Annotated in this window: 24 protein-coding genes, 2 pseudogenes and 1 riboswitch; of the genes and pseudogenes, 12 read left to right on the top strand and 14 right to left on the bottom strand. The window is 70.6% G+C overall.

The genetic code is table 11. From position 1 onward, the window contains the following. Position 1: 1 nt before the first annotated feature. On the top strand, positions 2–847 hold the full coding sequence (locus ACIA5D_RS29510) for an SWIM zinc finger family protein (RefSeq protein WP_396033553.1): 846 nt from the start codon (positions 2–4) through the stop codon (positions 845–847). 9 nt (positions 848–856) lie between these two features. Here the strand turns inward: ACIA5D_RS29510 and ACIA5D_RS29505 are convergent, their stop codons facing one another. Further along, entirely contained in the window at positions 857–2,449 is a 1,593-nt protein-coding gene (locus ACIA5D_RS29505) for a beta-1,3-glucanase family protein (protein ID WP_396033552.1), read from the bottom strand. Positions 2,450–2,596: 147 nt separating this feature from the next. Here ACIA5D_RS29505 and ACIA5D_RS29500 point away from each other — a divergent pair, with 147 nt between their 5' ends. Next, positions 2,597–3,544, top strand: coding sequence for an aldo/keto reductase (locus ACIA5D_RS29500; RefSeq protein ID WP_396033796.1), 948 nt, complete (start codon positions 2,597–2,599; stop codon positions 3,542–3,544). Between the two features lie 73 nt (positions 3,545–3,617). After that, on the top strand, positions 3,618–5,315 hold the full coding sequence (locus tag ACIA5D_RS29495) for a phospholipid carrier-dependent glycosyltransferase (protein ID WP_396033550.1): 1,698 nt from the start codon (positions 3,618–3,620) through the stop codon (positions 5,313–5,315). 108 nt (positions 5,316–5,423) lie between these two features. Here the strand turns inward: ACIA5D_RS29495 and ACIA5D_RS29490 are convergent, their stop codons facing one another. The 5 genes and pseudogenes from ACIA5D_RS29490 to ACIA5D_RS29470 all read right to left on the bottom strand — a co-directional run. Next, the gene (locus tag ACIA5D_RS29490; RefSeq protein WP_396033549.1) at positions 5,424–6,275 is read right to left on the bottom strand and encodes a menaquinone biosynthetic enzyme MqnA/MqnD family protein; all 852 of its coding nucleotides are present in this window, start codon (positions 6,273–6,275) and stop codon (positions 5,424–5,426) included. A 126-nt stretch (positions 6,276–6,401) separates the two neighbouring features. Next, positions 6,402–7,628 carry an MFS transporter gene (locus tag ACIA5D_RS29485; RefSeq protein WP_396033548.1) on the bottom strand — a complete coding sequence of 409 codons (1,227 nt, stop codon included), beginning with the start codon at positions 7,626–7,628 and terminating at the stop codon, positions 6,402–6,404. A gap of 48 nt (positions 7,629–7,676) precedes the next feature. Further along, entirely contained in the window at positions 7,677–8,258 is a 582-nt protein-coding gene (locus ACIA5D_RS29480; RefSeq protein ID WP_396033547.1) for an ArsR/SmtB family transcription factor, read from the bottom strand. Positions 8,259–8,310: 52 nt separating this feature from the next. After that, a complete protein-coding gene (locus ACIA5D_RS29475) occupies positions 8,311–8,631 on the bottom strand; it encodes a helix-turn-helix domain-containing protein (protein WP_396033546.1) in 321 nt (106 codons plus the stop codon). Then, a pseudogene (locus tag ACIA5D_RS29470) lies at positions 8,618–8,775 on the bottom strand (DNA-binding protein); the annotation flags it as partial. The gene ACIA5D_RS29475 and the pseudogene ACIA5D_RS29470, both read right to left, overlap by 14 nt. Before the next feature lie 163 nt (positions 8,776–8,938). On the opposite strand from ACIA5D_RS29470, the gene ACIA5D_RS29465 reads away from it, so the two are divergent. After that, entirely contained in the window at positions 8,939–10,948 is a 2,010-nt protein-coding gene (locus ACIA5D_RS29465; protein ID WP_396033545.1) for a HelD family protein, read from the top strand. On the opposite strand, the gene ACIA5D_RS29460 is transcribed toward ACIA5D_RS29465, so the two are convergent. Beyond that, positions 10,929–11,345 (bottom strand): GNAT family N-acetyltransferase, encoded by a 417-nt coding sequence (locus ACIA5D_RS29460; RefSeq protein ID WP_396033795.1) that lies wholly within the window; start codon positions 11,343–11,345, stop codon positions 10,929–10,931. The genes ACIA5D_RS29465 and ACIA5D_RS29460 overlap by 20 nt on opposite strands. 67 nt (positions 11,346–11,412) lie before the next feature. On the opposite strand from ACIA5D_RS29460, the gene ACIA5D_RS29455 reads away from it, so the two are divergent. The 6 genes from ACIA5D_RS29455 (at position 11,413) to ACIA5D_RS29430 (ending at position 15,770) form a co-directional block, all read left to right on the top strand. Beyond that, positions 11,413–12,030: a transporter gene (locus ACIA5D_RS29455; protein ID WP_396033543.1), complete on the top strand. Its 618-nt coding sequence runs from the start codon at positions 11,413–11,415 to the stop codon at positions 12,028–12,030. Beyond that, positions 12,027–12,386, top strand: coding sequence for a winged helix-turn-helix domain-containing protein (locus ACIA5D_RS29450; protein ID WP_396033542.1), 360 nt, complete (start codon positions 12,027–12,029; stop codon positions 12,384–12,386). Before ACIA5D_RS29455 ends, ACIA5D_RS29450 begins: the two co-directional genes overlap by 4 nt. Continuing rightward, the gene (locus tag ACIA5D_RS29445) at positions 12,386–13,276 is read left to right on the top strand and encodes an ABC transporter ATP-binding protein (RefSeq protein ID WP_396033794.1); all 891 of its coding nucleotides are present in this window, start codon (positions 12,386–12,388) and stop codon (positions 13,274–13,276) included. The genes ACIA5D_RS29450 and ACIA5D_RS29445 overlap by 1 nt, the downstream gene beginning before the upstream one ends. A gap of 17 nt (positions 13,277–13,293) precedes the next feature. Next, entirely contained in the window at positions 13,294–13,998 is a 705-nt protein-coding gene (locus tag ACIA5D_RS29440) for an ABC transporter permease (RefSeq protein WP_396033541.1), read from the top strand. Between the two features lie 50 nt (positions 13,999–14,048). Then, on the top strand, positions 14,049–14,798 hold the full coding sequence (locus ACIA5D_RS29435; protein ID WP_396033540.1) for a VOC family protein: 750 nt from the start codon (positions 14,049–14,051) through the stop codon (positions 14,796–14,798). 150 nt (positions 14,799–14,948) lie between these two features. Continuing rightward, positions 14,949–15,770, top strand: a complete 822-nt coding sequence (locus ACIA5D_RS29430; RefSeq protein ID WP_396033539.1) for an SGNH/GDSL hydrolase family protein — start codon at positions 14,949–14,951, stop codon at positions 15,768–15,770. Positions 15,771–15,795: 25 nt separating this feature from the next. On the opposite strand, the gene ACIA5D_RS29425 is transcribed toward ACIA5D_RS29430, so the two are convergent. From ACIA5D_RS29425 to mqnE, 6 genes are all read right to left on the bottom strand, one after another. Beyond that, the gene (locus ACIA5D_RS29425; RefSeq protein WP_396033538.1) at positions 15,796–16,707 is read right to left on the bottom strand and encodes an ABC transporter ATP-binding protein; all 912 of its coding nucleotides are present in this window, start codon (positions 16,705–16,707) and stop codon (positions 15,796–15,798) included. Continuing rightward, on the bottom strand, positions 16,704–17,792 hold the full coding sequence (locus ACIA5D_RS29420) for a FecCD family ABC transporter permease (RefSeq protein ID WP_396033536.1): 1,089 nt from the start codon (positions 17,790–17,792) through the stop codon (positions 16,704–16,706). Before ACIA5D_RS29420 ends, ACIA5D_RS29425 begins: the two co-directional genes overlap by 4 nt. Next, positions 17,789–18,748: an ABC transporter substrate-binding protein gene (locus tag ACIA5D_RS29415; RefSeq protein ID WP_396033534.1), complete on the bottom strand. Its 960-nt coding sequence runs from the start codon at positions 18,746–18,748 to the stop codon at positions 17,789–17,791. The genes ACIA5D_RS29420 and ACIA5D_RS29415 overlap by 4 nt, the downstream gene beginning before the upstream one ends. Before the next feature lie 115 nt (positions 18,749–18,863). Then, positions 18,864–18,931: riboswitch (cobalamin riboswitch) on the bottom strand. A 146-nt stretch (positions 18,932–19,077) separates the two neighbouring features. Further along, on the bottom strand, positions 19,078–19,515 hold the full coding sequence (locus tag ACIA5D_RS29410) for a DUF4229 domain-containing protein (RefSeq protein WP_396033533.1): 438 nt from the start codon (positions 19,513–19,515) through the stop codon (positions 19,078–19,080). 10 nt (positions 19,516–19,525) lie between these two features. Next, complete coding sequence (locus ACIA5D_RS29405) at positions 19,526–19,957, bottom strand: hypothetical protein (protein ID WP_396033532.1); 432 nt, start codon at positions 19,955–19,957, stop codon at positions 19,526–19,528. Between the two features lie 35 nt (positions 19,958–19,992). After that, positions 19,993–21,162, bottom strand: a complete 1,170-nt coding sequence (gene mqnE, locus ACIA5D_RS29400) for an aminofutalosine synthase MqnE (RefSeq protein ID WP_396033531.1) — start codon at positions 21,160–21,162, stop codon at positions 19,993–19,995. Between the two features lie 210 nt (positions 21,163–21,372). Here mqnE and ACIA5D_RS29395 point away from each other — a divergent pair, with 210 nt between their 5' ends. Next, on the top strand, positions 21,373–23,040 hold the full coding sequence (locus ACIA5D_RS29395; RefSeq protein WP_396033530.1) for a C40 family peptidase: 1,668 nt from the start codon (positions 21,373–21,375) through the stop codon (positions 23,038–23,040). Between the two features lie 1,072 nt (positions 23,041–24,112). Here ACIA5D_RS29395 and ACIA5D_RS29390 read toward each other — a convergent pair. Continuing rightward, entirely contained in the window at positions 24,113–24,253 is a 141-nt protein-coding gene (locus ACIA5D_RS29390) for a hypothetical protein (protein WP_396033528.1), read from the bottom strand. Positions 24,254–24,971: 718 nt separating this feature from the next. On the opposite strand from ACIA5D_RS29390, the pseudogene ACIA5D_RS29385 reads away from it, so the two are divergent. Next, positions 24,972–25,234, top strand: a pseudogene (locus tag ACIA5D_RS29385) (hypothetical protein); the annotation flags it as partial.

Genomic DNA, 25,234 nt, shown 5'->3' with positions numbered 1-25,234 from the left:
CATGCCGATCGACCCCAGCGGACGGTTCTTCGAGGGTGGCACGCCGATCGCGGTCGACGGCGGCATCGCGGTGCGCGCCAAGCGCGGCAAGATCGGCGAGCAGTGGTGGTCGCGGCGCTTCGTCGACGTGCTGGAACGCGTCTGCGACGGCGGGCGCCTGGCGCGCGGGCGGGCGTACGCCCGCAAGGGCCAGGTGATGGACTTCCACCTCTCCGCGGGTTCGGTGACGGCTCGCGTGCAGGGTTCACGACCTCGGCCGTACGAGGTGAGCATCGTCATCGCCGCGTTCGACGAGGCACAATGGACCGACTTGACGGAGTCGCTCGCGGGCCGGGCGCTCTATCGGGCCGCGCTGCTGGCCGGCGACATGCCCAAGGAGATCCTCGGCGTCTTCGAGGAGCACAGCCTGCCGCTCTTCCCCGATCAGCTGGACATCCGGTGCAGCTGTCCGGATTGGAGTGTCCCTTGTAAACACGGCTCAGCCGTCCTCTATGTACTCGCCGAGGCGTTCGACGACGACCCCTTCCTGGTGCTGGCCTGGCGCGGGCGCGATCGGGACACGCTGCTGACCGCGCTGCGCGGCACGCCCGAGCCGGTCGAGGCGGTCGACCCACTCGCGGTCGAGGAGTCGCCGCTCGAGGAACATCTGGCCGACTTCTACTCGTCCGGCATCAGCCTGAGCCGGCTGCGGGAACGCCCGGCCCGCGTGACCACCCCTCCCGAGCTGCTGCTTCGCGCGCTGGACCCGCCGCCGGTCAAGGTGCGGCACATCCCGCTCACCGACCTGCTGCGGCCGGCCTACCGCGACCTCGCGGCGCCGCCGTCCACGGGGGACGACGGCGCCTGAAGCCGAGCGTCAGCCCTTGCGCCACTTCTGGTTCGAAGAGCCGGCACAGTCCCAGAGCTGGAGCTTCGCGCCGTCGGCCGGGTTGATGTCGACGATGTCGACGCACTTGTTGGCCTGCGGGTTGACCAGGTCGCCGGTCGCGCTCAGCACGACCTGCTGCGCGCCGGTGCCGTTGCAGGTCCACAGCTGGATCGCGGCGCCGTTGGCCGTCGAGCCCGAGGCGACGTCCAGGCATTTGCCGCTGGGGCTGACCAGCGCGCCGCCGGTGAACGTCCACTTCTGGGCGTTGGTGCCGTTGCAGCCCCACATCTGCAGCCGGGCGCCGTCGACGAAGTTGGAGCTCGGCACGTCGATGCACTTGTTGTTGAGTGAGCTGATCACCGAGACGGCGCCGGTGGGCGTGGTGCCGCCGCCTCCCCCGGTGAACGGGGACAGGATGATCCCGGCCGAGCGCGGGTCGCCGTCGTTGACCAGCGACTCGAAGTTGCCGACATCGTCGAAGGCGAACGCGTACGCCTTGCCGTCGGTCATGTTCGCGTGGATCGTTTTGGCGTACACGTTGGTGGGATTGTTCTGGTAGAACTGCCCGGCGTTGGTGCTCGGCTGGGTGTCGACGGTGCCGAGCGTCCCGCGGTTGAGGGCGGCGCAGAGCGTACGGGAAATCGGCCCCACCACCAGGTCGTTGGGCGCCGGGAGGTCGCCGTCGCAGCCCCACACGCTGGCCGACGAGGGCCGGTTGAACGACGCCACGACCGCGCCCGACGTGTTCGTGAAGGTCATGACGTTGCCCGATGTCCGCCCGAAATACTTCGTGTTGGGCTGGTCACCGAACGGCACCACGGTCAGCGTCTTGCTCGTGTACGCGTTCCAGGCCGAAGCGATGTACGAGTCGAGGTAGTTGCCCGCCAGCAGGCCCGCGCCGGCCGCCTTGCCGGGCGCGAGCACCCGCAGCACGGTTCCGTCGGACCGGGTGTAGACGGTGTTGGCCCAGCCCGACGCGCCCTTGATCGTGTTGATCACGTTGGTCCGGCCGTTCGCGACCAGGTCGCCCGTGCGCTTGGTGACGCCGGCACTGTTGGTGACGGTGACCGCGTGCGGCACCGCGAACATGTCGACCTGGGAGCTGTTCAGCCAGAGCCCGGCGTCGTTGTAGGTGAACTCGCTCCAGTCGAACAGGATGTTCTGGTTGGCGTCGCCGCCGGCCCACGGCGCGGGCTGCACCAAGCCGTCCGGGGTGAGGAAGAACTTGAGCTTCTCGCCGAAGGAGAAGTAGACCCGGCCGGAGAAGCCGCGCGGGAAGTTGATCGTGGTGCTGCCGCCGTTGCCGGCGCCGGCGATCGAGACGTCGGGCGCGGGTGACGGCGGGATCTGTCCGCCGCTCCACGCGGTGAACGTGCCGGCCTGGTTGACATAGCCGAGCCGGCCGGAGGAGAGCTGGATGCCGATGACGTACAGGTAGACCGCGTCGCCGCGGCCGGTGCTGTTGGCGACGGTGACCGGCAGCAGGTTCGGGCCGACGGCCTGGGCCGCGGGCGGGGATATGACAGCCGCGAGGGGGATGGTCAGGGCCAGGGCGGCCAGAGCTCGGACGACGGAACGCACCGGGGACACCTCTTTCCTCTGAAAGGGGAGAGCGCTCTCAGCGAGCGTCGGCTTTGTTAACAACGTGTGTCAATAGACATGTACGGATGTCCGGCGTCCCCGGGCAAACGTTGTACCGAACGGGCATAGGGTTGGGCCGTGAGTGAGATGACCTACCGCCGGCTGGGCACCTCCGGCCTCGTCGTGTCCGTCGTCGGCATCGGCTGCAACAACTTCGGGCGCAAGCTCGACGCCGACGGCACCCGCGAGGTCGTCGACGCGGCCATCGACGCCGGCATCACCCTGTTCGACACCGCCGACATCTACGGCACCCCGCACGGCGCCTCCGAGGAATGCCTGGGCGCGGCGCTCAAGGGCCGGCGCGACGAGGTCGTCCTCGCCACCAAGTTCGGCATGAACATGGAAGGCCTCAACGGCAACGACTTCGGCGCCCGCGGCAGCCGCCGCTACATCGTGCGCGCCGTCGAGGCGTCGCTGCGCCGGCTCGAGACCGACCACATCGACCTCTACCAGATGCACGAGCCCGACCCGGCCACCCCGATCGACGAGACGCTCAACGCCCTCGACGACCTGGTCCGCGCGGGCAAGGTGCGCTACCTCGGCAACTCGAACTTCGCGGGCTGGCAGATCGCCGACGCCGACTGGACGGCTCGCGCCGGCAACCTCACCCCGTTCATCAGCGCGCAGAACAGGTACAGCCTCCTGCAGCGCGGCGCCGAAGACGAAGTCGTGCCGGCCTGCGAGCAGTTCGGGCTCGGCCTGCTGCCGTTCTTCCCGCTCGACTCCGGCCTGCTCAGCGGCAAGTACCGCCGCGGCGAGGCGCCCGCCTCGGGCACCCGCCTCGCCCAGGCCCGCTACGCGCGGGTGCTGGCCGGCGCCGACTGGGACACGATCGAGGCGCTCACCGCGTTCGGCGCCGAGCGGGGGCACAGCCTGCTCGAGGTCGCGATCGCCGGGCTCGCGTCGCGGCCCGCCGTGACAAGTGTCATCGCCGGCGCGACCAGCGCCGAGCAGGTCCAGGCCAACGCGGCCGCCGCAACGTGGCAGCTCAACGCCGGCGAGCTGGCCGCGCTCGACGCGGTGCTGGAGGCCTGAGCCTGGCGGCGTGCTGATAGCTTGGCCCCGCCACAGCACACGCACAGCATCGTCGCCCGTTGGGATGTTTCTCGTGTCGGTTGCCGACGGTTTCGTGCGCTCCGCGGGGGAGCGCGCGATCAACCACTCCTCGTACCCGAAGCGGCTGATCGCCCTCCTCGGGCTGCACTGGCCGCTGCTGGCCGTGCTGGGCGTCGCGACCGCGATGCGGGTGTGGTTCGTCTACGCGTACCCCTATGCGTTCTTCTTCCCCGACAGCCGCACCTACATCCAGTCGGTCGTCGACGGCTACCCCAATCAGATCCGCCCCTGGGGGTATTCGGGACTGGTCTGGCCCCTCATCGACCAGCCGTACATCCGGATCGCGATCCTTCAGCACGTCATCGGCCTGGCCATGATCTTCGCCGGCTACGCGCTCCTGCGCCGCCGCGGCATCTGGCCGTGGCTGTCCGCGCTGGCCATGCTGCCGTTCGCGCTCGACGCCCGGGTCCTCACCATCGAGCACTACGTGCTGGCCGAGACCGCGTACGTCGCGTTCACCGCGGCCGGGCTGTTCCTCATCGCCTGGCGCGACCGGGTCGGCTGGGTCGCGGCGTCCCTCGGCGGGCTGCTGCTCGCCTGCGCCGCGCTGACCCGCAGCGTCGGCCTGCCGATCCTCGCGCTCGCCGGGGTTTACCTGCTGATTCGCCGCAGCGGCATCCTGCGGCTGGTGGCGTTCGCGGTGCCGGTCGTGGCGCTGCTCGGCGGGTACATGATCTGGTACCACCAGCATTGGGGCGTCTACGCGATGGGGCAGTACCAGGGCCGGTTCCTCTACGCCCGGGTCATGTCGATCGCCGACTGCTCCAAGCTGAAGCTCACCGACGAGCAGCGCAAGCTCTGCATGCCGGGCAGCCCGAAGGAGTGGGCGCAGCGGCCCGACACCTTCCTCTGGAGCACGATCAGCCCGGCGTATCAGCTCCACCGGGACCCCATGGACGACCCGATCCTGCAGAAGTTCGCGATCACGGTGATCGAGCAGCAGCCCGGCGACTTCGTGGCGCTGGTCGCCGAGCAGACCGGGTGGCATCTGAGGTGGCGCGCGCCGATCACCGGCAGCGCCGAGTGCCTGGCGACGCAGTGGCTGCCGCCGCCGAACCCGGGCGACAACTGCCAGGCCCGTTACTACCTTGCGAGCGAGCCCGGGTTGGCGCCGGCGCCCAACTTCGTGGTGGCCAACCCCCAGGCAAAGGCCCTGCACGTGTACGGGGAATGGGTGACCACGCCGGGTCCGCTGTATGCGGCCGGCGTGGTGGTCGCGCTGTTCGCGGCGGTGTGGCGTGTCCGGCGCCGGCCGTGGCGGGATGCGGCGGACGCCCTGATGTTCACGTTCGCGGGGTTCGGGTTGCTGATCGTCAGCGTCGCCACCAGCCTCTTCGACTACCGGTACGCCGAGCCGGCGGTGCTGTTCATCCCGGTGGGGCTGGCGCTGTCGGTCAACCGGATCGTGGCGCTCGCCAAGACACCGGCGCCCGAGCGCACGTCGGGGTCTCGCTCCGAGGCGCCTTCCGCATCGGGGCCGGCGGCTGCATCGGGGCCGGCGGCTGCATCGGGGCCGGCGGCTGCATCGGGGCCGGCGGCTGCATCGGAGCCGGCGGCTGCATCGGGACCGGCGGCTGCATCGGGGCCGGCGGCCTCACCAGGGCCGGCGGGCTCATCGGAGGGGGACGCCGAGCCGCCGGCGGCACAGATCGAGCGCGCCTGGGCGGCCGGAACTCGCGAGGCGCTTTGACGTTCTGAGTGGGGACGATCGCGTCAGCCCGCGCAGGCGCCCGCGACCCGGGGACGGGCCGCCTGCGGTTGGGGGCGGCCGGCGCCGTACCAGGTGATGGTTTGAATTTCAGACTTCGGCGAAGACCGGGCCGTCGGCCGGAAGCGCCGGGACCTCGCCCCGGAGGGCGGCACGGCGGGCGAACTCGCGCAGACCCGCGACCTGACGCTCGCCAAGCGAGAAGTCGAGAGCGCGAAAGTAGTTGGCCAGGGTGGCCGCGTCGAAGGGCTCCCAGCGTGCGGCGGCCGCGGCGACCTCGTCGAGCTCGCCGAGGCAGAGGTCGCGGGAGCGCTGGAAGGCCTCGTGCACGTCCTTGACCGCGCCCGGATTCGCGGCCGCGAAGTCCTTGCGAGCCGCCCAGACCGCGAAGACCATCGGCAGGCCGGTCCACTCCTTCCAGGCCTGGCCCAGGTCGGTGACCGTGAGACCCAGCCGCGGCGCCTCATACATCGCCCGCAGCGCCGGGTCGCCGATCAGCACGCCGGCGTCCGCCTCCATCAGCATCTGGGTGAGCTCGGGCGGGCAGCGGAAGTACTCGGGCTCGGCCTGGTAACGCTCGGCCAGCAGCATCTGCGCCAGCAGGACGCCGGTGCGCGACGTGGAGCCGAGCGCGACCGGCCGGCCGTCGAGCTCGTCCAGCGGGCGCGTGGAGATCAGGTTGACCGAGAGGACCGGCCCGTCGCTGCCGACCGCGAGGTTGGGCAGCAGGAGCAGCTCGTCGGCGTGCCGCAGGTACTCCACGAGAGTGATCGGGCCGATGTCGAGACTGCCGGCCACCAGGTCGTGGCTGAGCTTGTCGGGGGTGTCCTTGCGCAGGTCGACGTCGAGCAGGGCGCCGGATCGCATGAGACCCCAGTAGATCGGGAGGCAGTTGAGGAACTGAATGTGCCCAACCCGGGGCCGACCGGCGACGTCGCTCATGGTCTCGACGCTATCCCGCCCGGTCTCCCGTTCGCGCCCGGGCGGACCCCGGGTGGCTCACATCGCACCGCCAAGCTTTGCCAAAGTCTTTTGCAAGAGTCTCTTGCAAGCCCTGCGCGGTCGCCATTACGCCGCTACCGGCGCACCCCGCCTGGTCTTTGGTGAGTCGACTTCGACCTCGGTCGCCTTGGCCCGTCGAACCAATGGCATAGCGGCCAGTGCGGCCAGGAGACCAAGCCCGCCGGCGGCGGCGAGGAGCCAGCGCGGGTCGAACTGCTCGACCAGCGGCCCGGCGGCGAGCAGGCCGATCAGGGCAGCGCCCTGGATCGCGGCGGAGACCATGGCGAACGCGCGGCCGTGCGCGGCGGCCGGGGCACGGCCGGCGACGATCACCATGACGAAGACGTTGATGCCGCCGTTGAAGGCGCCGCCCACGATCCAGAGCGGGATCAGCCACAGCGCGTTGCCGACCACGGCGCTGCCGATCAGGGGCGCGCAGGAGCCGGCGACGACCACCAGCGCAGCCGGGACGGTGATCCGGTGGCGGGGGACGCGGCCGAAGGCGATGCTGCCGATCAGCATGCCGACCGGCCACGCGGCGGCGACCAGGCCGAACACCGTCGTGGAGGCGGCGAGCGTGTCGCGGATGAAGAACACGTCGACGACGTTGACCGCGCTCACGCCGGCCACGACCGCGGCCAGGGCGACGACCATGACGGTGAGCGTGCGGTCGTCCCAGACCCGATATCTCACGTTTGCGGCGGCCTCGGCCGCGGCGGGCGGGGTTCGCCGGGTGCGGATCGCGAAGCCGGCCACGACCAGTGCGAGGTAGGTGGCGGCGTCGAGCAGCAGCGGGAGGCGCGGGCCGGTCTGGCCGACCAGGAAGCCGGCCAGCGCCGGGGCGATGAGCATGCCGATCACGCCCGCGGTCTGGTTGAGGCCGCTGGCCCGGGCCAGGTTCTCGGGGCGGACCATCTGCGGCACCAGCGCCGCGATGGTCGGCTGGGTGACCGCGAGGCCGCAGGCGAGCAGCGCGACCAGGCCGATGATCGCCACCGGGTGGTGGACGAACGCCAGGGCCAGGCAGATCAGCCCCTGGAAGACGCCGGCCGCGACCAGGACGACGCGGCTGTCGGCGCGGTCGGCGATGCGCCCGCCGAGCGGGGCGACCAGGGCGAGCGGCAGGCTGGCCGCGACCATCAGACCGGAGACGGCGAGGCCGCCGTGGCCCGCCTGCTGGAGGACCAGGGCAAGCGTGGTGGCGGCCAGGAAGTCGCCACAGACCGAGACGGCCCGAGTGATCGAGAGCAGATAGACATCCGCCCAACGCTCATCGCCAGTTGTGAAGGACATACTTCGAAAGTAATCCTTCACAACTGGTCGCCGCAAGACGCTCCGGTGTCAGTCCTCCGGGAATGACGCGTAGCTGACCGACACCCGCCGGGCCGTCGCCGGGGCGCTCTCCTGCCTCTCCCGCATCCGGTAGGGCTCGACCAGCTCACGGACCTTGGCATTGAGCTCCGTCAGCTCGTCCGCCGTGATCAGCAACCGCTGCCCCATGATCGTCCCGGCCTCCCGCCACTCCGGATCCTCGTCCGGCTGCCGCCTGATCCACTCCCGCAGGCGCTCCTGGTCGCGGTGCAGATACATGTCGACCAGCGCCTGTGTGGCGGCCCGCGCCCCCGGCTCGTCGAGGTCGGCGTCGATCCGCAGCCCCGAGCTGGTGCTCTGCCAGACACGCTCGCGCCCGTCGCCGCGGCTGGGCGCCTGCTCGACGAGGCCGTACTTGGCGAGCTCGCGCAGGTGATAGCTGGTGGCGCTGGGCGACAGCCCCACCATGGCGGCCGCCTCGGTGGCGGTCACCGCGGTCCCGGTGTCGTTGAGATGCTCGACGATCTCGATGCGCGCGGGGTGAGCCAGCGCCCGCATGACCCGCGGATCACCGATCCGCATCCCGCCACTGTCCCCACGCCCGTCAGCCATGACCCCCATTCTTCAACCGCGGAGGCTCCACCCGCGCAGGGCGTCTCCGGTGTTATGCGACTTTCAGCTGCTCGTCGCCGAAATCGGCGATGGGCTTGAGTGTTCCGCCGAGCGCGGCGATGTAGCGAGCGAGGACATCCTGGGTCGAGACGTCGCCCGCCTCGATCTGCGAGACCCGGGCCGCGGAGATCCCGATCCGGGAGGCCACCTGCTCCTGGGTCATCTCCCGCCGCTTGCGGAGCTCCGCCAATCGCCAGCTCCGGGCCTGGTCAAGCATCTCTTCGACGCCGGCCTCGAAGGGCTCCGGGCCGCCCGCGGTCTCGACCGCCCGCGCAAGGTGGTCGGTGTCGCGCCGCCGCTTAGTTCCGCTCATCGTCCATCTCTCCTTGCCGCTCTTTCAGATAGAGGGCGTAACGCTGCTCCGCCTCCGGTTCCATTGCCCCGACTTGTCACCCGCGACGAGCAGGACGGCGGCTCGCCATGGGTCGAAGACTCGAGGAATGCGTCCTGCCACAGGGGCGGGCGGAAAATCGGTGGACAAGGGGTTTTGTGGGCGTAGTGTCGAGGGCCGCTTGACGGCCGTGGTGAGCATGCACCGCAGCGGGCGTCCTCCGCGCCGAGGGCCGCTGGTCGGACTCGGGTACGCGAGCAGCCTCCGAAGCCTGTTGTGAGGATGGACCGTGTCTTCCTTCGATCTGGACACCGAGCTCTCCGCCGAACGCCGGCATCTCAGCGAGTCGCGGGCCGCGCTGGCCCGGATGCGCGGGCGCGCCGAAGCCCTCTTCTCGGCCGGCTCCGAAGTCGCCGGCGACCCGTACGGGGCCGAGGCTCTCGGCCGTACGCTGTCGCGCCGGGTGGCCGAGCTCGCCGACGATCCGACCACGCCGCTGTTCTTCGGGCGGCTCGACATCGAGGAATCGAACTACTACGTCGGGCGGCGGCACGTCACCGACGACGCCGGGGAGCCGATGGTGCTCGACTGGCGGGCGCCGCTCTCCCGGTCGTTCTACCGGGCCAGCGTGCGCGACCCGCAGGGCGTGGCCGTCCGGCGGCGGTTCGGGTTCGTCAAGGGTGCGCTGACCAGCTTCGAGGACGAGCACCTCGACCGCGGCGAGGAACTGGGCACCAGCAGCCGCATCCTGACCGCCGAGATCGAGCGGCCCCGCGTCGGGCCGATGCGCGACATCGTGGCGACCATCCAGCCCGAGCAGGACGAGCTGGTACGCGCCGAGCTGGGCGACTCGATCTGCGTGCAGGGGGCGCCGGGCACCGGCAAGACCGCGGTCGGGCTGCACCGGGCCGCCTATCTGCTCTATCTGCACCGGGAAAGGCTGCGCCGGTCGGGGGTGCTGATCGTCGGGCCGAACACGGCGTTCCTCTCGTACATCTCGGCGGTTCTGCCGGCCCTCGGCGAGGTCGAGGTGCAGCAGGCCACGGTGGACGCCCTGATCGGGCGGCAGCCGGTGCGCGCCGTCGACAGCGAGGCGGCGACGCTGGTCAAGCACGACGTGCGGATGGCCGAGGTGCTGCGCAAGCTGCTCTGGTCGCGGCTCGCCAAGCCCACCGAGGCGATCATGGTGTCGGACGGGTCGTACCGCTGGCGGATCGACCCCGAGCCGCTGCGCCGGATCGTCGACGAGGCTCGCCGGGAGGCGCTGCCCTATGCGGTGGGGCGCGAACGGGTGCGGGCCCGGGTGGTCGGGCTGCTGCAACGGCAGTCGGAGTACCGCACCGGGAACTCGCCGAACGAGTCGTGGTTGCGCAAAATGTCCAAAGTCGCTCCCGTCGCCACGTTCCTGGATGCGGCCTGGCCGGCCGTAACCCCCGAGGCATTGGTCGTAGAAATCCTGGTAAATCCGGAAAAGTCGGGTGAGGCGCTCGGCGTTGAGGAGCAGGACGCGATCCGCTGGGTCAAGCCTCCCAAGACGGTCAAGTCGGCGAAGTTCAGCGCGGCCGACCTCGTCCTGATCGACGAGGCGGCGGGCCTGCTGGAAAGGGAGAGCAGCTTCGGCCACGTCGTGGTGGACGAGGCCCAGGATCTCTCCCCCATGCAGGCACGAGCGATCGCCCGCCGCAGCGAACACGGCTCGATCACCCTTCTCGGCGATCTGGCACAGGGCACCGCCCCGTGGGCGACCGCCGACTGGCGCGACACCCTGGGCCACCTGGGCAAACCCGAGGCGAGCGTGGTGCCGCTGACCGTGGGTTTCCGCGTCCCCGCCGCCGTCGTCGCCCTGGCCAACCGCCTCCTCCCGGCGCTCGCGGTCGACGTGCCCGAGGCGGTCTCTCTTCGCCGCGACGGCAACCTCTCGATCATCCCGGTCGAGGAGCGGCAGCTCGACGCGGAGACCCTGGTGGAGGTGACCGCGGCCCTCGACCACGAAGGCTCGGTGGCCGTGATCGCCGCCGACGCCGCGGTCGATCGGCTCCGCGCCCATCTCGCGGCCGCGGGCATCGAGAACGCGACCCCCGACGATGTCGAGTCCGAAGCGCGGGTCACGGTGGTGCCGGCGACGATGGCGAAGGGCCTCGAGTACGACCACGTGATCGTCCACGAGCCGGCCGACATCGTGGCCGCCGAGGCGCGCGGGCTCAACCGCCTCTACGTGGTGCTGACCCGTGCCGTCTCGCGCCTGTCGGTCGTACACGCGAAACCCCTGCCGCAGGCTCTCACCGAGGCAGCGGCTTGACCCACCGGGACCATTCGGCCTGCCGGCGATAGCCGGCGGCCGACCACGCGCCGTGCGCGCTCACGTTGTCGTCGAGCACCATCGCGTCGGCGCGGGCGCCACCGAGCGCCCGGAACCGCTCCTCCGCGGCGCCGATGAGACCACGGCCGATCCCCTGCTTGCGGCGCGACGGCGCGACGGCGAGCCGGTAGAGGTGGCAACGCCAGCCGTCCCAGCCGGCGATCACGGTCCCGACTATCTCGTTGCCGTCGATCGCGAGCAGCAGCGCGTCGGGGTCGCGCAGGTGCAGCGCGGCGAGGGCGGCGTGCGTATCGGCGGGCCGGTTCTCGTTCTCGGCGGCCTCCTCCCAGAAGTCCAGGACGGCACCAAGGTCATCGACGGTCGCGGGCCTGATCATCACGCCTCCGAGCTTAGTCAACTTTACGGCACAAACCTCTTTGACTTTGTGCGGTAAAGTTATTTGCATGGAAGACGACGACGCGCCTCCGGCCGACCCACTCGCGCTGATCCAGCGGGAGCGGGCCAACCTCGAGCGCGACCTCACCCCCGATCCCCGCCTGATGTACTGGCCGTGGGGTTTCGCCTGGTTGGTCGGCTTCGGCCTGCTGTTCCTGCGCTTCGGCCCCGACGGCAAGGTCTTCGTCGACCTGCCCGAGTGGCTGCCACTGACCGTGCTGCTGGTCCTGCTCATCGCGGCCGGCATCACCACCGGCTTCGCCGGGGGCCGCTCGGCGAGGCAGACCGCCGGCCCGACGTCGCGGCAGGGCAAGATGTACGGCTTCGCCTGGTCGATCGCGTTCTTCAGCCTGTCGGTGCTGTTCACCCAGTTCAGCGGCCACCTCCCCGACGACCTGCTGAGCCTGCTCTGGGCCGGCGGCATGGTGGCGCTGACCGGCGCGCTGCACATGGCCGGCGGCGCGATCTGGAACGATCGCCAGCTCTTCTTCCTCGGCGCCTGGACCAGCGTGATCAACGTGATCGGCATCGTCGCCGGTCCCGGCTGGCACTCGCTGATCGTCGCGGTAGCCGGCGGTGGCGGCATGCTCCTCGCCGGCCTGCTGTGGCGGTCGAGGCTGCGATGACCGATCTTGACCCCGTCATTCACGCCCAAGCCCGGCTCCGGGTGGTCTCGGCCCTCTCCGTCCTGCGCGAGGACGACAAGGTCAGCTTCCCCCGGCTTCAGGACTCGCTGCGGATGACCGCCGGCAACCTCTCGGTCCACCTGCGCAAGCTCGAGGACGCGGGATACGTCGAGGTCACCAAGACCCACCAGGGCCGCACGCCCGCCACGTTCGTGCGGCTCACCCGGCGCGGCCGGCTCGCCTTCGAGGAGTACCAGGAGGCGTTGCGCGCGCTGCTCAACCCCCATCCAACCGCCCCGCCCGCCACCCAAAGACGGACTGAAGGCCCGCCGACTTCGCTGGAGGAGAAATCGTGATGCTCGCCCGCGCCGTCGAGGTCAGCCGCCGCTACGGCGACACCTTGGCGCTCGATTGTGTCTCGCTCGACATCGCGGCCGGCGAGCTCGTCGGACTGCTCGGCCCCAACGGCGCCGGCAAGAGCACCCTGTTGAGCCTGCTCACCGGCGTGCGGTCGCCCAGCTCCGGGCGGGTCGAGCTGCTCGGCGGGGATCCGCGCCGGCCGGCAAGCCGGCGGCGGCTGGGGGTCACTCCGCAGGAGACCGGACTGCCCGCCTCGCTTCGCGTCGGCGAGGTCGTCGATTTCGTACGCGCGCACTACGCCGACCCGATGTCACGCGACGAGGTCCTCTCCCGCTTCGGGCTGGATGATCTCGTACGCCGTCAGACGGGTGGGCTGTCCGGCGGCGAGAAGCGGCGGGTCGCGGTGGCGCTCGCGTTCGCGGGCCGCCCCGAGATCGTGTTCCTCGACGAGCCGACCACCGGTCTCGATGTCGAGGCGCGCCGTTCGCTCTGGGAGGGCATCCGTGAGTTCCACGCGGGCGGCGGCACGGTGGTGCTGACCAGCCACTACCTGGAGGAGATCGAGGCGCTGGCCCAGCGGGTGGTGGTGATCGGGGACGGCCGGGTCCTGGCCGACGACACGGTTTCGGCGGTGCGCGGCCTGGTCGCCGTGCGCCGGGTGAGCCTGACGTCAGCCGTACCCATGCCGGTCTTGCCCGGTCTGAGCGCGACCGACCGCGAGGGTGACCGCTGGCACCTGCTCACGCCCGACTCGGATCGCCTGGTTCGTGATCTCGTCGTGGCCGGCGTGCCCTTCACCGACCTCGAGGTACGGCCGACGTCGCTGGAAGAGGCATTCCTGACCCTCACCGATCGCCTGGAGAAGCCGTGCCTGCTCTCGTCCTGACCCACGCCCGCTTCCAAATGATCGAGACGGCGCGCACGCCGATCGCGGTGATCGGCAGCGCGTTCTGGCCGGCGGCTTCGATGCTGGCCTTCGTGGTCCCGTTCGTCGGTTCCGACCCGGTCTACGCGACCTACGCGACGGCCTCGATGATCACCTTCGCCGTGATGAGCACCAACCTTTTCCAGTACGGGGTGGGCGTGGCCGAAGATCGGGTCCAACCCTGGGAGCCCTATGTGCGGTCGCTTCCCACCGGCGCGTTGCCCCGCTTCGCCGGACGGCTGCTCTCGGGCTTCGCGCTGATGGCGTTCTCGCTGCTCCCGGTCGTGCTGATCGCTTGGCTGTGCACTGCGGCGACGCTCTCGCCGCTGTCGTTCTTAACGGCGGTTGTCGTGACTTTTATTATTTCGGTGCCCTTTATCTTGATGGGCTTGGCGATCGGGTATTCGGTGCCGCCGAAGGCCGCGGTCGTGGTCGCGCAGGTGCTGTTCTTCCCGCTCGCGTTCGCGGGCGGGCTGATGACGGCGCCCGGCGGCGCGCCCGGCTTCGTCGAGGACCTCGCGCCCTATCTGCCGACCGGCGCGTCGGTACGGCTCATGTGGGCGGCGGTCGGCGACTATCCCGTCGAGATCCGCTCGATATTGTCCTTGATCGCGTGGATTGTCGTGCTCGGCGGGGTGGCCCTATGGGCCTATCGACGAGACGAAGGCCGTCGATTCAGCTAGAACATCGACACTTAATCCCAACCAAAGGCAAGCGATGCGACGATGCGCTCATGACCGCATCGACGCCCGGCTTTCCTACCTGGGTGGATCTGGGAACGGCCGATCTCGAGGATGCGAGGCGCTTCTATTCGGCGTTGTTCGGCTGGAGCTGTGAGGACGACGGGGCGTACACGACGTTTCTTCTCAACGGGCGGCCCGTTGCGGGTGCCGGGCCGCTCTTCGGGGAGGGACAGCCGACGGCCTGGAGCACATACATCGCGACGGACGACGCCGACGCGGTGGCGGCCCGCGTGGCGGCGAACGGCGGCAAGGTTCTGGTGGCGCCTTTCGACGTTCACGACCAGGGGCGCATGGCGGCATTCCTCGACCCCGGCGGCGCCCCTTTCAGCGTCTGGCAGGCGGGCACGATGCGCGGCGCGGCGTTGTTCGACGTGCCCGGAACCCTCACGTGGAATGAGCTGAACACCCGCGACCTGGAGGGCGCACACGCCTTTTACGGCGCGGTGTTCGGATGGCAGTTCCGGCACAGTTCCATAGGCGAGATGCCGTACTTGGTGGCAAAGCTCAACGAGACCCCGATCTGCGGCATTCAACCGATGACGGCCGAGGATTGGCCGGCCGACATGTCGCCACATTGGATGGTTTATTTCGCGGTGCACGACTGCGACCGCTCGACCGACCACGCGCTGGCGCTGGGCGGGCGGGTGCTGTTTCCGCCGATGAGCCTGCCTATCGGGCGCTATGCGGTGCTGATGGATCCGCAAGGTGGCATGTTCTCGGTGCTGGCGTCCAATCGTTAGCAGGCCTCCCCCAGATGTGCGCTCCGCTCGGCGCGTGGCGTCGACCGCTTGCCGCCCCTTCGCGGGTAAGCGCTTGCCATCGCTATAGATAGATGGGTATCACTGTCTGACACGCCGTCTCCCCGCGGCCCGTTCCGATGGGAGATGGTCATGTTTCGTTGGCTTGCCGCCGTTGCGCTGTTGGTTCCTCTGCAGGTGGTGGGAGTTGCGGCCGCGTCCGGCACACCCGCGTGTGCGTCCGCAACGCCGGCCGCCGCGCTCGCCGCCGGGCCCACCGTCTGGCTGGCCGGGGACTCGACGATGGCGAATCCGAGCGCCACCTGCCCCGTCGGGTGGGGCAACAAGTTCGGGGCGCTCTTCCAAACTGGGGTCACGGTCAACAACCAGGCCGTGGGTGGGCGGAGCATTCAGACCTGGCTCTACGAGGGCAACGTCACGGGCACCAAGAACACGAGCGGTGAATGCGTGCTCAGCTCCACCACGTACTCGAGCCGCTGGCAGGAGATGCTCACCGGGATGAAGTCCGGTGATTACCTGTTCATCCAGTTCGGCATCAACGACGGCGACCCGAACTGTCCCCGCCACGTCGGCACGGCCCGCTACCAGCAGCTGATGACGATGATGGCGCAGGCGGCCCTGGCCCGCGGCGCGCATCCGGTCTTGCTCACCGCGGTCGCCGCGATCACCTGCTCGGGCAGCACCGCGGTCAAGAACCGGGGGTTCGTCACTCAGACCAGCGCGGCCGGCTCGGCGACCGGCTCGCCCGTGATCGACCTGCAGACACTGAGCGTGAATCTCTACAACAGCCTGCGCTTCTGCCCGAACAACGGCGACTACACGACCGGCACGCTCGGCGCGTTCTTCTGCAACGACCACACCCATTTCGAGGCGTACGGGGCGCAGCAGATCGCCAATCTCGTGGCCGGCGCCCTTCGCACCCAGAACAGCCCGCTCGCCGCGTATCTCAAGTAGCCCGAGCCCTCAAGCACCCGCGCCCTTAGGAGGCCCGAACCGGAACCACCAACGGCCCGTGATCCCCTTCGATCACCCGGACCCGCACCCGGTAATGCTCGGCCAGGTTGCCCTCGGTCAGCACATCGCGGGGCGTCCCGGCCGCCACGACCCTTCCGGCCGCGAGCAGGACCATCCGGTCCGCATACTCCCCCGCGGTCGTGAGGTCGTGCATGGTCGCCAGCACGGTCAGCCCCCGCTCGGCCCGGAGCCGATCGACAAGCTCGAGAACCTCCTGCTGGTGCCCGATGTCGAGCGCGCTGGTCGGCTCGTCGAGCAGCAGGATCCGCGCCCCCTGAGCCAGCGCCCGCGCGAGAAACACCCGCTGCCGCTCGCCACCGCTCAGCGTGTCGAGCCGCCGTCCGGCGAACCGCTCGAGGTCGAGCTCCCCCAGCACCTCATCGACGGTGGCGAGGTCGGCGGCCGACTCACGGCCGAGCGGAGGGACATATGGGGTACGCCCCAGCAGCACGTAATCGAACACCCGCATGGCGGGCGGCACCACCGGCGACTGCGCGACGGTGGCGATCGTCTTGGCACGTTCCCGCCGGTGCAGCTTGTCGACGGCCACGCCGTTCAGCTCGACGACACCCTCGAACGGCACCAGGCCCCCGATGGCCCGCAACGCGGTCGACTTCCCGGCGCCGTTGGGCCCGATGACCGTGACCCATTCCCCGGCCGCGACATCGAGGTCGACCCCGTCGACGATGAGCGCCTTCTCGAGCCGCACCCGCAATCCCGCGACAACGATGGCACGCTCCCGCTCACTCGCTTCGCCCCGCGTCCTCTCGTGTTCGCGCTCACCCTCGGCGACGTCCCCGGCAGCACGCGCACCGTTGGCGGCGTCGCGCTCGGCGTGGGCAGGGCCGGCGGTGTTGCGGTCCGTGTTCCTGGTCATGGGGCGGCCGTCCGCGTGGTGCGAAGCACGACGATGAAGAACGGCGCCCCGAAGAATGCCGTCACCACGCCGATCGGGATCTCCGCCTGGCCGCCCGCCGTGCGCGCCAGCAAATCCGCCAGGGCGAGGAAGGCGCCGCCGAACAGCACCGACAGCGGGAGGATCGAGCGGTAGCTCGGCCCCGCCAGCAGCCTCATCGTGTGCGGGACAATGATGCCCACGAAGCCGATCAGACCGGACACCGAGACGGCCGCCGCGGTGCCGAGCGAGGCCGCGATGATCAGCAGGTAGCGGCTTCGCTGGGGGTGCAGGCCCAGGCCGGTCGCCTCCTCGTCGCCGACCGTGAGCACGTCCAGCTCGCGGCGCTGGGACAGGACGATCGCGCCGGTCACCGCCGCGTACGGCAGCACCAGCAGCACGTCGTGCCAGCCGGCGGTGGCCAGGCGGCCCAACAGCCACGAGTAGACCTCACGCAACGTCTCGACGTGTTGCTGCATCACGTACGTCTGAGCGGCCGCCAGAAACGACGAGACCGCGACCCCCGCCAGGATCAGGGTGGCCGGCGAGCGGTCGCGGCCGCCGGCCGCGCCGAGGAGCCAGGTCAGCGCCACCCCGATCAGCGCGCCCACGAACGCCGCCACGGGGACGCCGAAGGGCAGGTCGACCGTGGCGTCGCCGGTGGTCGAGCGGATGGCGATCACCGCGGTGACCCCGAGGCCGGCGCCGGCGGCGACGCCGAGCAGGTGCGGGTCGGCCAGCGGGTTGCGGAAGACGCCCTGGTAGGCGGCGCCGGCCAGGGCCAGCATGGCGCCGACCAGCAGGCCCAGCACGACGCGCGGCAGGCGCAGCTCGAGGAGGATCGCCACGTCGCGCTCCGAGAGACCGCTGTGCAGCCGTACGCCCGGAATGAGATTGAGAAGCTCGGCCGCGACCCCCGCCGGAGGCAGCGGGACCGAGCCGACGGCGAGGCCCGCGACCAGCGCGACCAGCACCGCGAGAATGCCGCCGGCCAGCCACGCCGGCTTCAGGCCGGCGGGCCGCACCACTCGCTCGCTGGGCCGCGCTTCGCGCAGGCCGGAGATCACGCGGGGACCTTGGCCACCGCGTCGGCGACGGACTGCACAAGATCAACCGTACGGGGGCCCCAGCGCGACGCGATGTCGTCGTCGAGCGCGTAGATCTGTTTCGCCTTGACGGCGGTGATCGTCTGCCAGCCGGAGCGAGCCGAAACGGTCTGCGCCGACTGCTGGCAGCACTTGCTGTCGGCCAGGAAGACCGTGTCGGGGTTGGCCTTGATCAGCGCTTCCTGGCTGAGCTGTGGGTACCCGCCCTTGGCGCCGTCGGGGTCGGCGGCATCGGCCACATTGGTCATGCCGAACATCGAGAAGATCGAGCCGATGAACGTCTTGGACGTGACCGAGTAGAGCGTCGGGTCGAGCTCGTAGTAGTAGCTGAGCGGCTTGGTGCGGGCCGGCACCCCTTTGACGATCTGGTCGATCTGGGTGGTCATCTGCTCGTGCAGCGCCTCGGACTCGGCCAGGTGGCCGGTGAGCGTGCCGAGTTCGGCGATCTCGGAGTACGTGTCGTCCATGCTGGTCGCGGCGGGCGTCAGGAAGACCGGGATCTTGAGCTTGCCGAGCTGGTCGACGATCTTGTCGGTGTCGTCGGAGAGCACCACGAGATCGGGGTTCTTGGCCGCGATCGCCTCGGCGTTCGGCTTGAATCCCGACAGATCGGTCTTGGGGGCGTTGTCCGGATAGTTCGACTGGTCGTCGACGGCTACCACCTGCGGCCCCGCCCCGATCGCGAAGAGCATCTCGGTGGCGGTCGGCGTGAGCGAAACGATCCGCTTGGGCTGCGCATCGAGCGTGAGGTTGCCGACGGTGACCGGATAGGCCACCGTGGCGGCGCTCGCCGGCGGCGCGCTGGTCGAGGTGTCGTCGTTGCTGCCGCCGTTCTTGCTGCCGCCGTTCTTGCTGCCGCAGCCGCCGGCGAACAGCAGCGTGGCAGTCGTCGCCGCGGCGATGAGCGCGCGTTTCATCGGATCCTCCTGTCGGCCGGGCATGCGGTGCTTCGCCGACAGGACGCGGTCGACCCGGCCCGCCCGCGAGGCGCCCCTCCCCGAGAGCGCTACGTCGCGACCGGCGCGCAGGCGACCTGGCTAGACCCCGCCGAAGCCCGGCGAGGCATCACAGTTGCGGGACAGCGCCGGTTTCCCACCGGCTTCGCTGCGACGCGGTCCCCCGCACGCTATCCCACCTCACCGACGCTATCCCCGGGACGTCGATGCCACGTGTGCTTGCTTTCGTTTTCGCCGCGGGCCGGCATGGCGACCCGGCTCGGAAGGGCTGCCTATTTCTTGTCGTCGGCTTACTTCTTGTCGTCGGCCGGCTCAGGGGTCTTCCGCCGGGCTGCGGCCTGGGTGGGGGCGGCGTCCCGGTCGCCCGCGGCGGCAGCACGGTCGCCCGCGGCGGCAGCACGGTCGCCCGCGGCGGCAGCACGGTCGCCCTCGGCGGCAGCACGGTCGCCCTCGGCGGCAGCACGGTCGCCCTCGGCGGCGGCGTCCTCGTCGCCGGCCAGGGCGGCGCGGAGGCGCTGCTTCTCGGCGGTACGGCGGGTTGCCGCGTCGGCCAGTTGCTCGCCCATCTTGTTGCGCCAGTCGGCCAGCAGGAAGAAGGAGAGAACGGCCGACAGGAGCAGAGCGACCATCGCTTTGATCAAAATGTTCAGCGGGAGCGGCAGGAGCAGCACGAAGATCAGCACGAACAGCCCCAGGCGGCCGAGCGTGTACTTGACGGCGGGACTCATTCTCTTCTCCCTAACCCGCGCGGTGGCTCAGCCACCGGAGGCCGTAGAACCAGATCAGGCAATAGACGAGCGTGAACGCGCCGGCCCCGACCACCCCGCTGACCAGCGCCGGGAAGAGGGGAGCGACCAACCCCACCAAGATCAGACCGGCCGCCACGCCGAAGCCGGCGGCCAGCACGGCCACGACGACCCGATAGGCGCCCTGATCTTTCGCGGCGCGGAACTCCTCGGTGAACAGCCACAGCGGGAGGATCAACGCGAGCCAGCCGCTCGTATGGCCGAACTCGGCTGTCCGGGTCAATGCCAGGATCGCCTCGAAGGCAAGCAGGAGGACGGCGCCGATCACGAGCCCGGCCAGCGCGGTGCCGAGCAGATCACCGATGGTGGCCAGGCGTCCGCTGGGGTCGCGGCGCGGGCGCCGCTCACTCTTGGTCTCGGTCATGACACCCCGAGGGTACGCCGTGCCGAAGTGTCCGCTTACGCCCAGACCTGCTGAGGTGCGCTGCGTCGATCAGCCAGGCTCGGCGCCTCGTCGTACTCGCGAACGACCTCGTACCGCGTGTTGCGCTCGACCGGGCGGAAACCCGCGTCCCAGATGAGATGCAGCAGGTCGTCGCGGTGCATGGTGTGCGGCGTCCCGTACGAGTCGGCGTCGTGGGTGATCTTGTATTCGACGACCGAGCCGTCGAGGTCGTCGACGCCGAAGTTCAGGGAGAGCTGGGCGACCGACAGGCCGTGCATGACCCAGAAGTTCTTCACGTGCGGCACGTTGTCGAAAAGCAGCCGGGAGACCGCGAACGTCTTCAGCGACTCGGCGGGCGCGGCCATGCGCGTACGCGATTGGAGCCTGTTTCTGATCTTGCCGTCCTGCGAGTCGACGAAGTCGTGCTGGTAGCGCAGCGGAATGAAGACGGCGAAGCCACCGGTCTCGTCCTGCAGCTCGCGCAGCCGGAGGACGTGGTCGACCCGGTGCCGGCGCTCCTCGATGTGGCCGTAGAGCATGGTGGCCGGCGTCTTCATGCCCTTGGAGTGGGCGAGCCGGTGTATGCGCGACCAGTCTTCCCAGTGGCAGTCGTGATCGACGATGTGCTGCCGGACCTCCCAGTCGAAGATCTCGGCGCCGCCGCCGGTCAGCGACTCGAGCCCGGCCTCCATCAGCTCGTCGAGGATCTCGCTCGCCGGCCGGCCACTGATCTTCTCGAACCACTGGATCTCGGTGGCGGTGAAGCACTTGAGCTTGACGCCGGGCAGGGCGGCCTTGAGCTCGCGCAGCACCGTGGGGTAATAGCGCCACGGTAGGGTCGGGTGAAGGCCGTTGACGATGTGCAGCTCGGTGAGCCCTTCGGCCTCCATTTCCTTGGCCTTGCGCACGGCTTCGTCGACGCGCATGGTGTATGCGTCCTTTTCGCCCGGTTTGCGCTGAAAGGAACAATAGGCGCAGCTCGCACTGCAAACGTTGGTGAGATTGAGGTGCCGATTGACGTTGAACATCACCCGCTCACCGTTCAGCTCGGTGCGTCGGTGGTGGGCCAGCCTGCCCAGCCAGGCAAGATCGTCCGACTCGTACAGAGCTATGCCGTCCTCGCGGGTCAGCCGCTCGCCGGCGTAGACCTTCTGCTCCAGCTCACGCTTGAGTTCAGCATCCATCAGGGCCCCTCTCCTCATCTGGTGGTCGAGACTACGGCCCACCTCCGACAGAACCGCGGCCCGCTACGGCCTACGCTGTCGTTCTCTTGATTCCCAGCCTTCTTTCACCTCTGATCAATCGACAGGCCCGTAAGGCATGCGGTAAGCAATGAGAGGGACACCAAGCGGCAGTGGATCAGCCCCCGATCCGCTGTCACGGACGGGGAGCTCATGGCGACAGCACGACAGGCAGACCGACGAACCCGCACGGCGCGCCCATGGTGGCGCCCCGCGGCGTATTCGGCTGCCGCGACTGCGGCCATCGCGGCGCTGTTCACCCCCGTTCCCGCCCTCGCCGCTCCCAACGCGCCGCAGGTTCCGGGCGCCCCGATCGCCGTGCCCGACGTCGGCTCCCGGCCGATGGCGCTCGGCACACTCGTGCTGCCCGGTCAGGCCGCCTCGACGACGCCCGCGGTCACGCCGATCGTCGGCGCCGCCACCAGCCCCGTCCTCCAGCAGATCGAAAAGGGCCGGGCCGACATCGCCACGATGGGCGACCAGCTGATCCAGGTCGGCCAGGACCGCGATCTCGCCAAGACCCAGCAGGAAACCGCCGCGCAGAAATACGACCAGGCCGTCCTCCTGATGCAGGACGCGCGGTCGTCCGCCGCGTCCGCCGCCGCCCGGTCCGTGATCGAAGCCGCGGCGATGCCGCCTGGCGCGTTCGACTCCGGGCTCGCCGGCCTCGACGACCTGGCCCGCCTCCAGCGCGGCGACACCGGCACCGAGCAGGCCGCCGCCCGGCAGCTGGAGACCGCAGAGACCACGGTCCAGCTCTCCCTCGACGAGACCACGCTCGCCAAGCAGCATTACGACGAGCTGGTCAGCCAGTACGGCAAGCTCAACACCCTGCTCTCCAAGAAGCAGACGGCGCAGCAGGCGCTCGAGCTCGCCCACGCCGACGAACTGAGCGCGGCCGAGGCCACCGAGACCGCGACCGACAGCCAGCTCGGCGCGCAATACCTCGCGGGCGCCAACGCCGGCCGCGGCGCCGACCCGAAGGCGATCAAGGCCCTGGAATTCGCCCTGGCCCAGCGCGGCGACCCGTACGTGTGGTCCGAGGAGGGCCCCAACGCGTACGACTGCTCCGGCCTGATGTGGGCGGCCTACCGGTCGGTCGGCTTCCAGCTCGATCGGGTCTCCCGCGACCAGTACTGGCAGACCCACGAGAAGGTCGTCGACCGCTACTCGCTGCTCCCCGGTGACCTGCTGTTCTTCAGCTACTCCAACAGCTGGCGGGGCATCCACCACGTCGCGATGTACGCCGGCAACGGCCTGATGGTCGAGGCGCCGCGCACCGGCCTCAACGTGCGGCTCGTCCCGGTCCGCTGGTCGCGGCTCTTCCAGGCCACCCGGGTGTTCGGCTCGGTGCCGGGCGTCACCGAGGGCCCGGTGCTCGGCCAGCCCGACCCCGACACCGACAACGGCGCCACGACACCCGACAACACATCGCCGGCGACGACCAACCCCACCTCGGGCACGCCGGCCCCGTCGACGAGCACAACCAAGCCGAGCACCCCGCCGACGACGCCGACGACTTCGCCGAGCACGACCAAGCCGACCACCCAGCCGACCACGAAGCCGACCACCGAGCCGACTTCGGAGCCGACGTCGCAGCCGACCACCACGACGCCGACCACCGGGACGCCGACGACGCAGCCGACCACGCCGGTCGAGACGCAGACCACGACGACCCCGAGCGGCGGCGACTCGTCGAGCGGCACGAACGAGCCGTCCAACGACTCGTCGAGCAGCAGTTCGTCGTCCGCCGTGTCGTCGTCGAGCACCAGCTCGGCGAACGCAACCGAGGAAGCGTCCGCGTCCGCGTCGGCGGGTTGATCCGTCCGGCTATCGTCCGCCGGGGCGGTAAAGATCGCCTTTCCGGTGGTAAGGATCTGGCCGCGCGAGTGGCCGGGTTGGTGCCGGGTGTGCTGACGCGCACGGATATGGCACGGTAAAAGGCAGCGCCCGACGTCCCGGACCGTCGGCATGCGCGGTCGGGAGGTTTCATGGACGAGCGGCAGGCGACACCGGACAGCGACGGCACCAGGCCGGCCACCGGTGACGACCAGGAGGCGTACGCTCCTCCACCGCCGCCTGCTCCAGGCGCGCTCTGGTCCTCACCCACCTCGGCGCCGCCCGCGGCGTCGGGCAAGCCCGGGGACGACAAGCTCTCGGACGATGAGGTCTCGAAAGACGGGTCTTCGAAAGACGACCCTCCTCCCGGCAAACCGGATGAAAAGGACAGGGTCGCCGTCGCCCCGGTGAGCGGTGCGGCGAGCGGTCGCGCCACGGTGGGCCGGCCGGCCAGCCCCGGCTCGGTCAGCGCGTCGGTCCCCGTCTCGGGCCCCGGTCGCGTCACCGGCTCGGCAAAAGCGCCCGTGCCGGGCACGGCTCCCACCTCCGGCGCAGCACCTAGTTCCGGCGCAGCACCGGTCTCGGGCGCAGCACCCGGCTCCGGCGCAGCACTCTTTTCCGGCTCGGCCCCCGTTTCCGGCTCGGCCCCCGTTTCCGGCTCGGCCCCCGTTTCCGGCTCGGCCCCCGTTTCCGGCTCGGCCCCCGTTTCCGGCTCGGCCCCTGTTTCTGGCTCGGCCCCTTTTTCTGGCTCGGCACCCGTTTCTGGCTCGGCACCCGTTTCTGGCTCGGCACCCGTTTCTGGCTCGGCGTCGGTATCGGGTCCGGGCTCGGTGAGCGCCGCGGCGCCGGTCTCCGGTCCCGGCCGAGTCACCGGCTCCGCCCGCCCCGTCAGCCCCGCCGGCGAGGGCCTCATGCCCGAGCGCATCGACGGCTCGTCCCGCCAGCTTCCGGCCGCCCTGAGTTCGGGCGCGGCCCGCGCCGCCGTCCCCGGCGCGATCAACCCCGACCCCGGCGCCGCGCGTGCCGGTTCCTGGCCGAGCGGCCCGGCGACGGTCTACGGCGGCCGCCCCGCGGAGTCACCGTCGACCGACAAGCCGGCCGTCTCCTCGAAGTCGATCGGCTCGGCCACCGTGCCCGCCCCCGACCGGATCAACGAGCCGGAGAAGCCGCAGCCCAGCGACGCGAGGCCGGCCAACCCTGAGCTGTCGGAGCCGAAGCCGGCAGACCCGAAGCTATCCGACCCGAAGCCGGCAGACCCGAAGCCATCCGACCCGAAGCCGGCAGACCCGAAGCCGTCGGATCCCAAGCCGTCGGATCCCCGGCCCGAGCCCGACCCCGAGAAGCCTGAGCCGGAAGGGCCGGAGCCGGAGAAGCCCGAGCCACTCCGCCCGGTCCCGGTCCCGCCGACGAGGCCCGAGCCCACCGGGCCCGACCCGACCAAGCCGTTCGAGCCCCCCGCGCCCTTCCCGTCGCCGCAGCCGGGCCCGTTCCCGCAGCCAGGACCACAGCCAGGCCCCGGCCCGCAGCCAGGACCGCAACCAGGACCTGGCCCGCAGCCAGGACCGCAACCAGGACCCGGCCCGCAGCCAGGCCCGGCCCCACAGCCTGGCCCTGGTCCGGCGCCGCAGCCCGGCCCGTTCCCGAGCCCCGTCCCGCCGGGCCCCGGCCCGTCCCCGGTCCCGCCCGGTCCGGGCCCCTCGCCCATCCCGCCCGGCCCCGGCCCCTTCCCCGTGCCGCCGCCGTCGCCGAGCCCGGTGCCCGACCCGCCCGGCCCGAACCCGATCCCCGGCCCGCCGCAGCCGGTCTTCCCACCCCCGCCGAGCATCCCGCAGGCGACTGCACAACCGGGCGACCCGACCACGGCACTACCGGGAATCCCGCCGGCGACCACACGGCCAGGCAACGGCAGCCCAGTGACTGCACAGCCAGGCAGCAGCCTCCCGGCCACCGCACAGCTGGATAACGGCCAGTCGGCCACCGCACAGCCGGGTAACGGCCTCCCGGCGACGACACAGGCGGGCGGCAGCAGCCAGCCGGCGACGACACAGGCGGGCGGCAGCAGCCACCCGGCCACCGCACAGGCGGGCGGCAGCAGCCACCCGGCCACCGCACAGGCGGGCGGCAGCAGCCACCCGGCCACCGCACAGGCGGGCGGCAGCAGCCACCCGGCCCGTAC

The organism is Actinoplanes sp. NPDC051513 (genome assembly GCF_044454685.1).
Lineage (GTDB): Bacteria > Actinomycetota > Actinomycetes > Mycobacteriales > Micromonosporaceae > Actinoplanes.
Note: the sequence above shows the minus strand (reverse complement) of the source record. Positions and strands in the feature narration are given on the sequence as shown.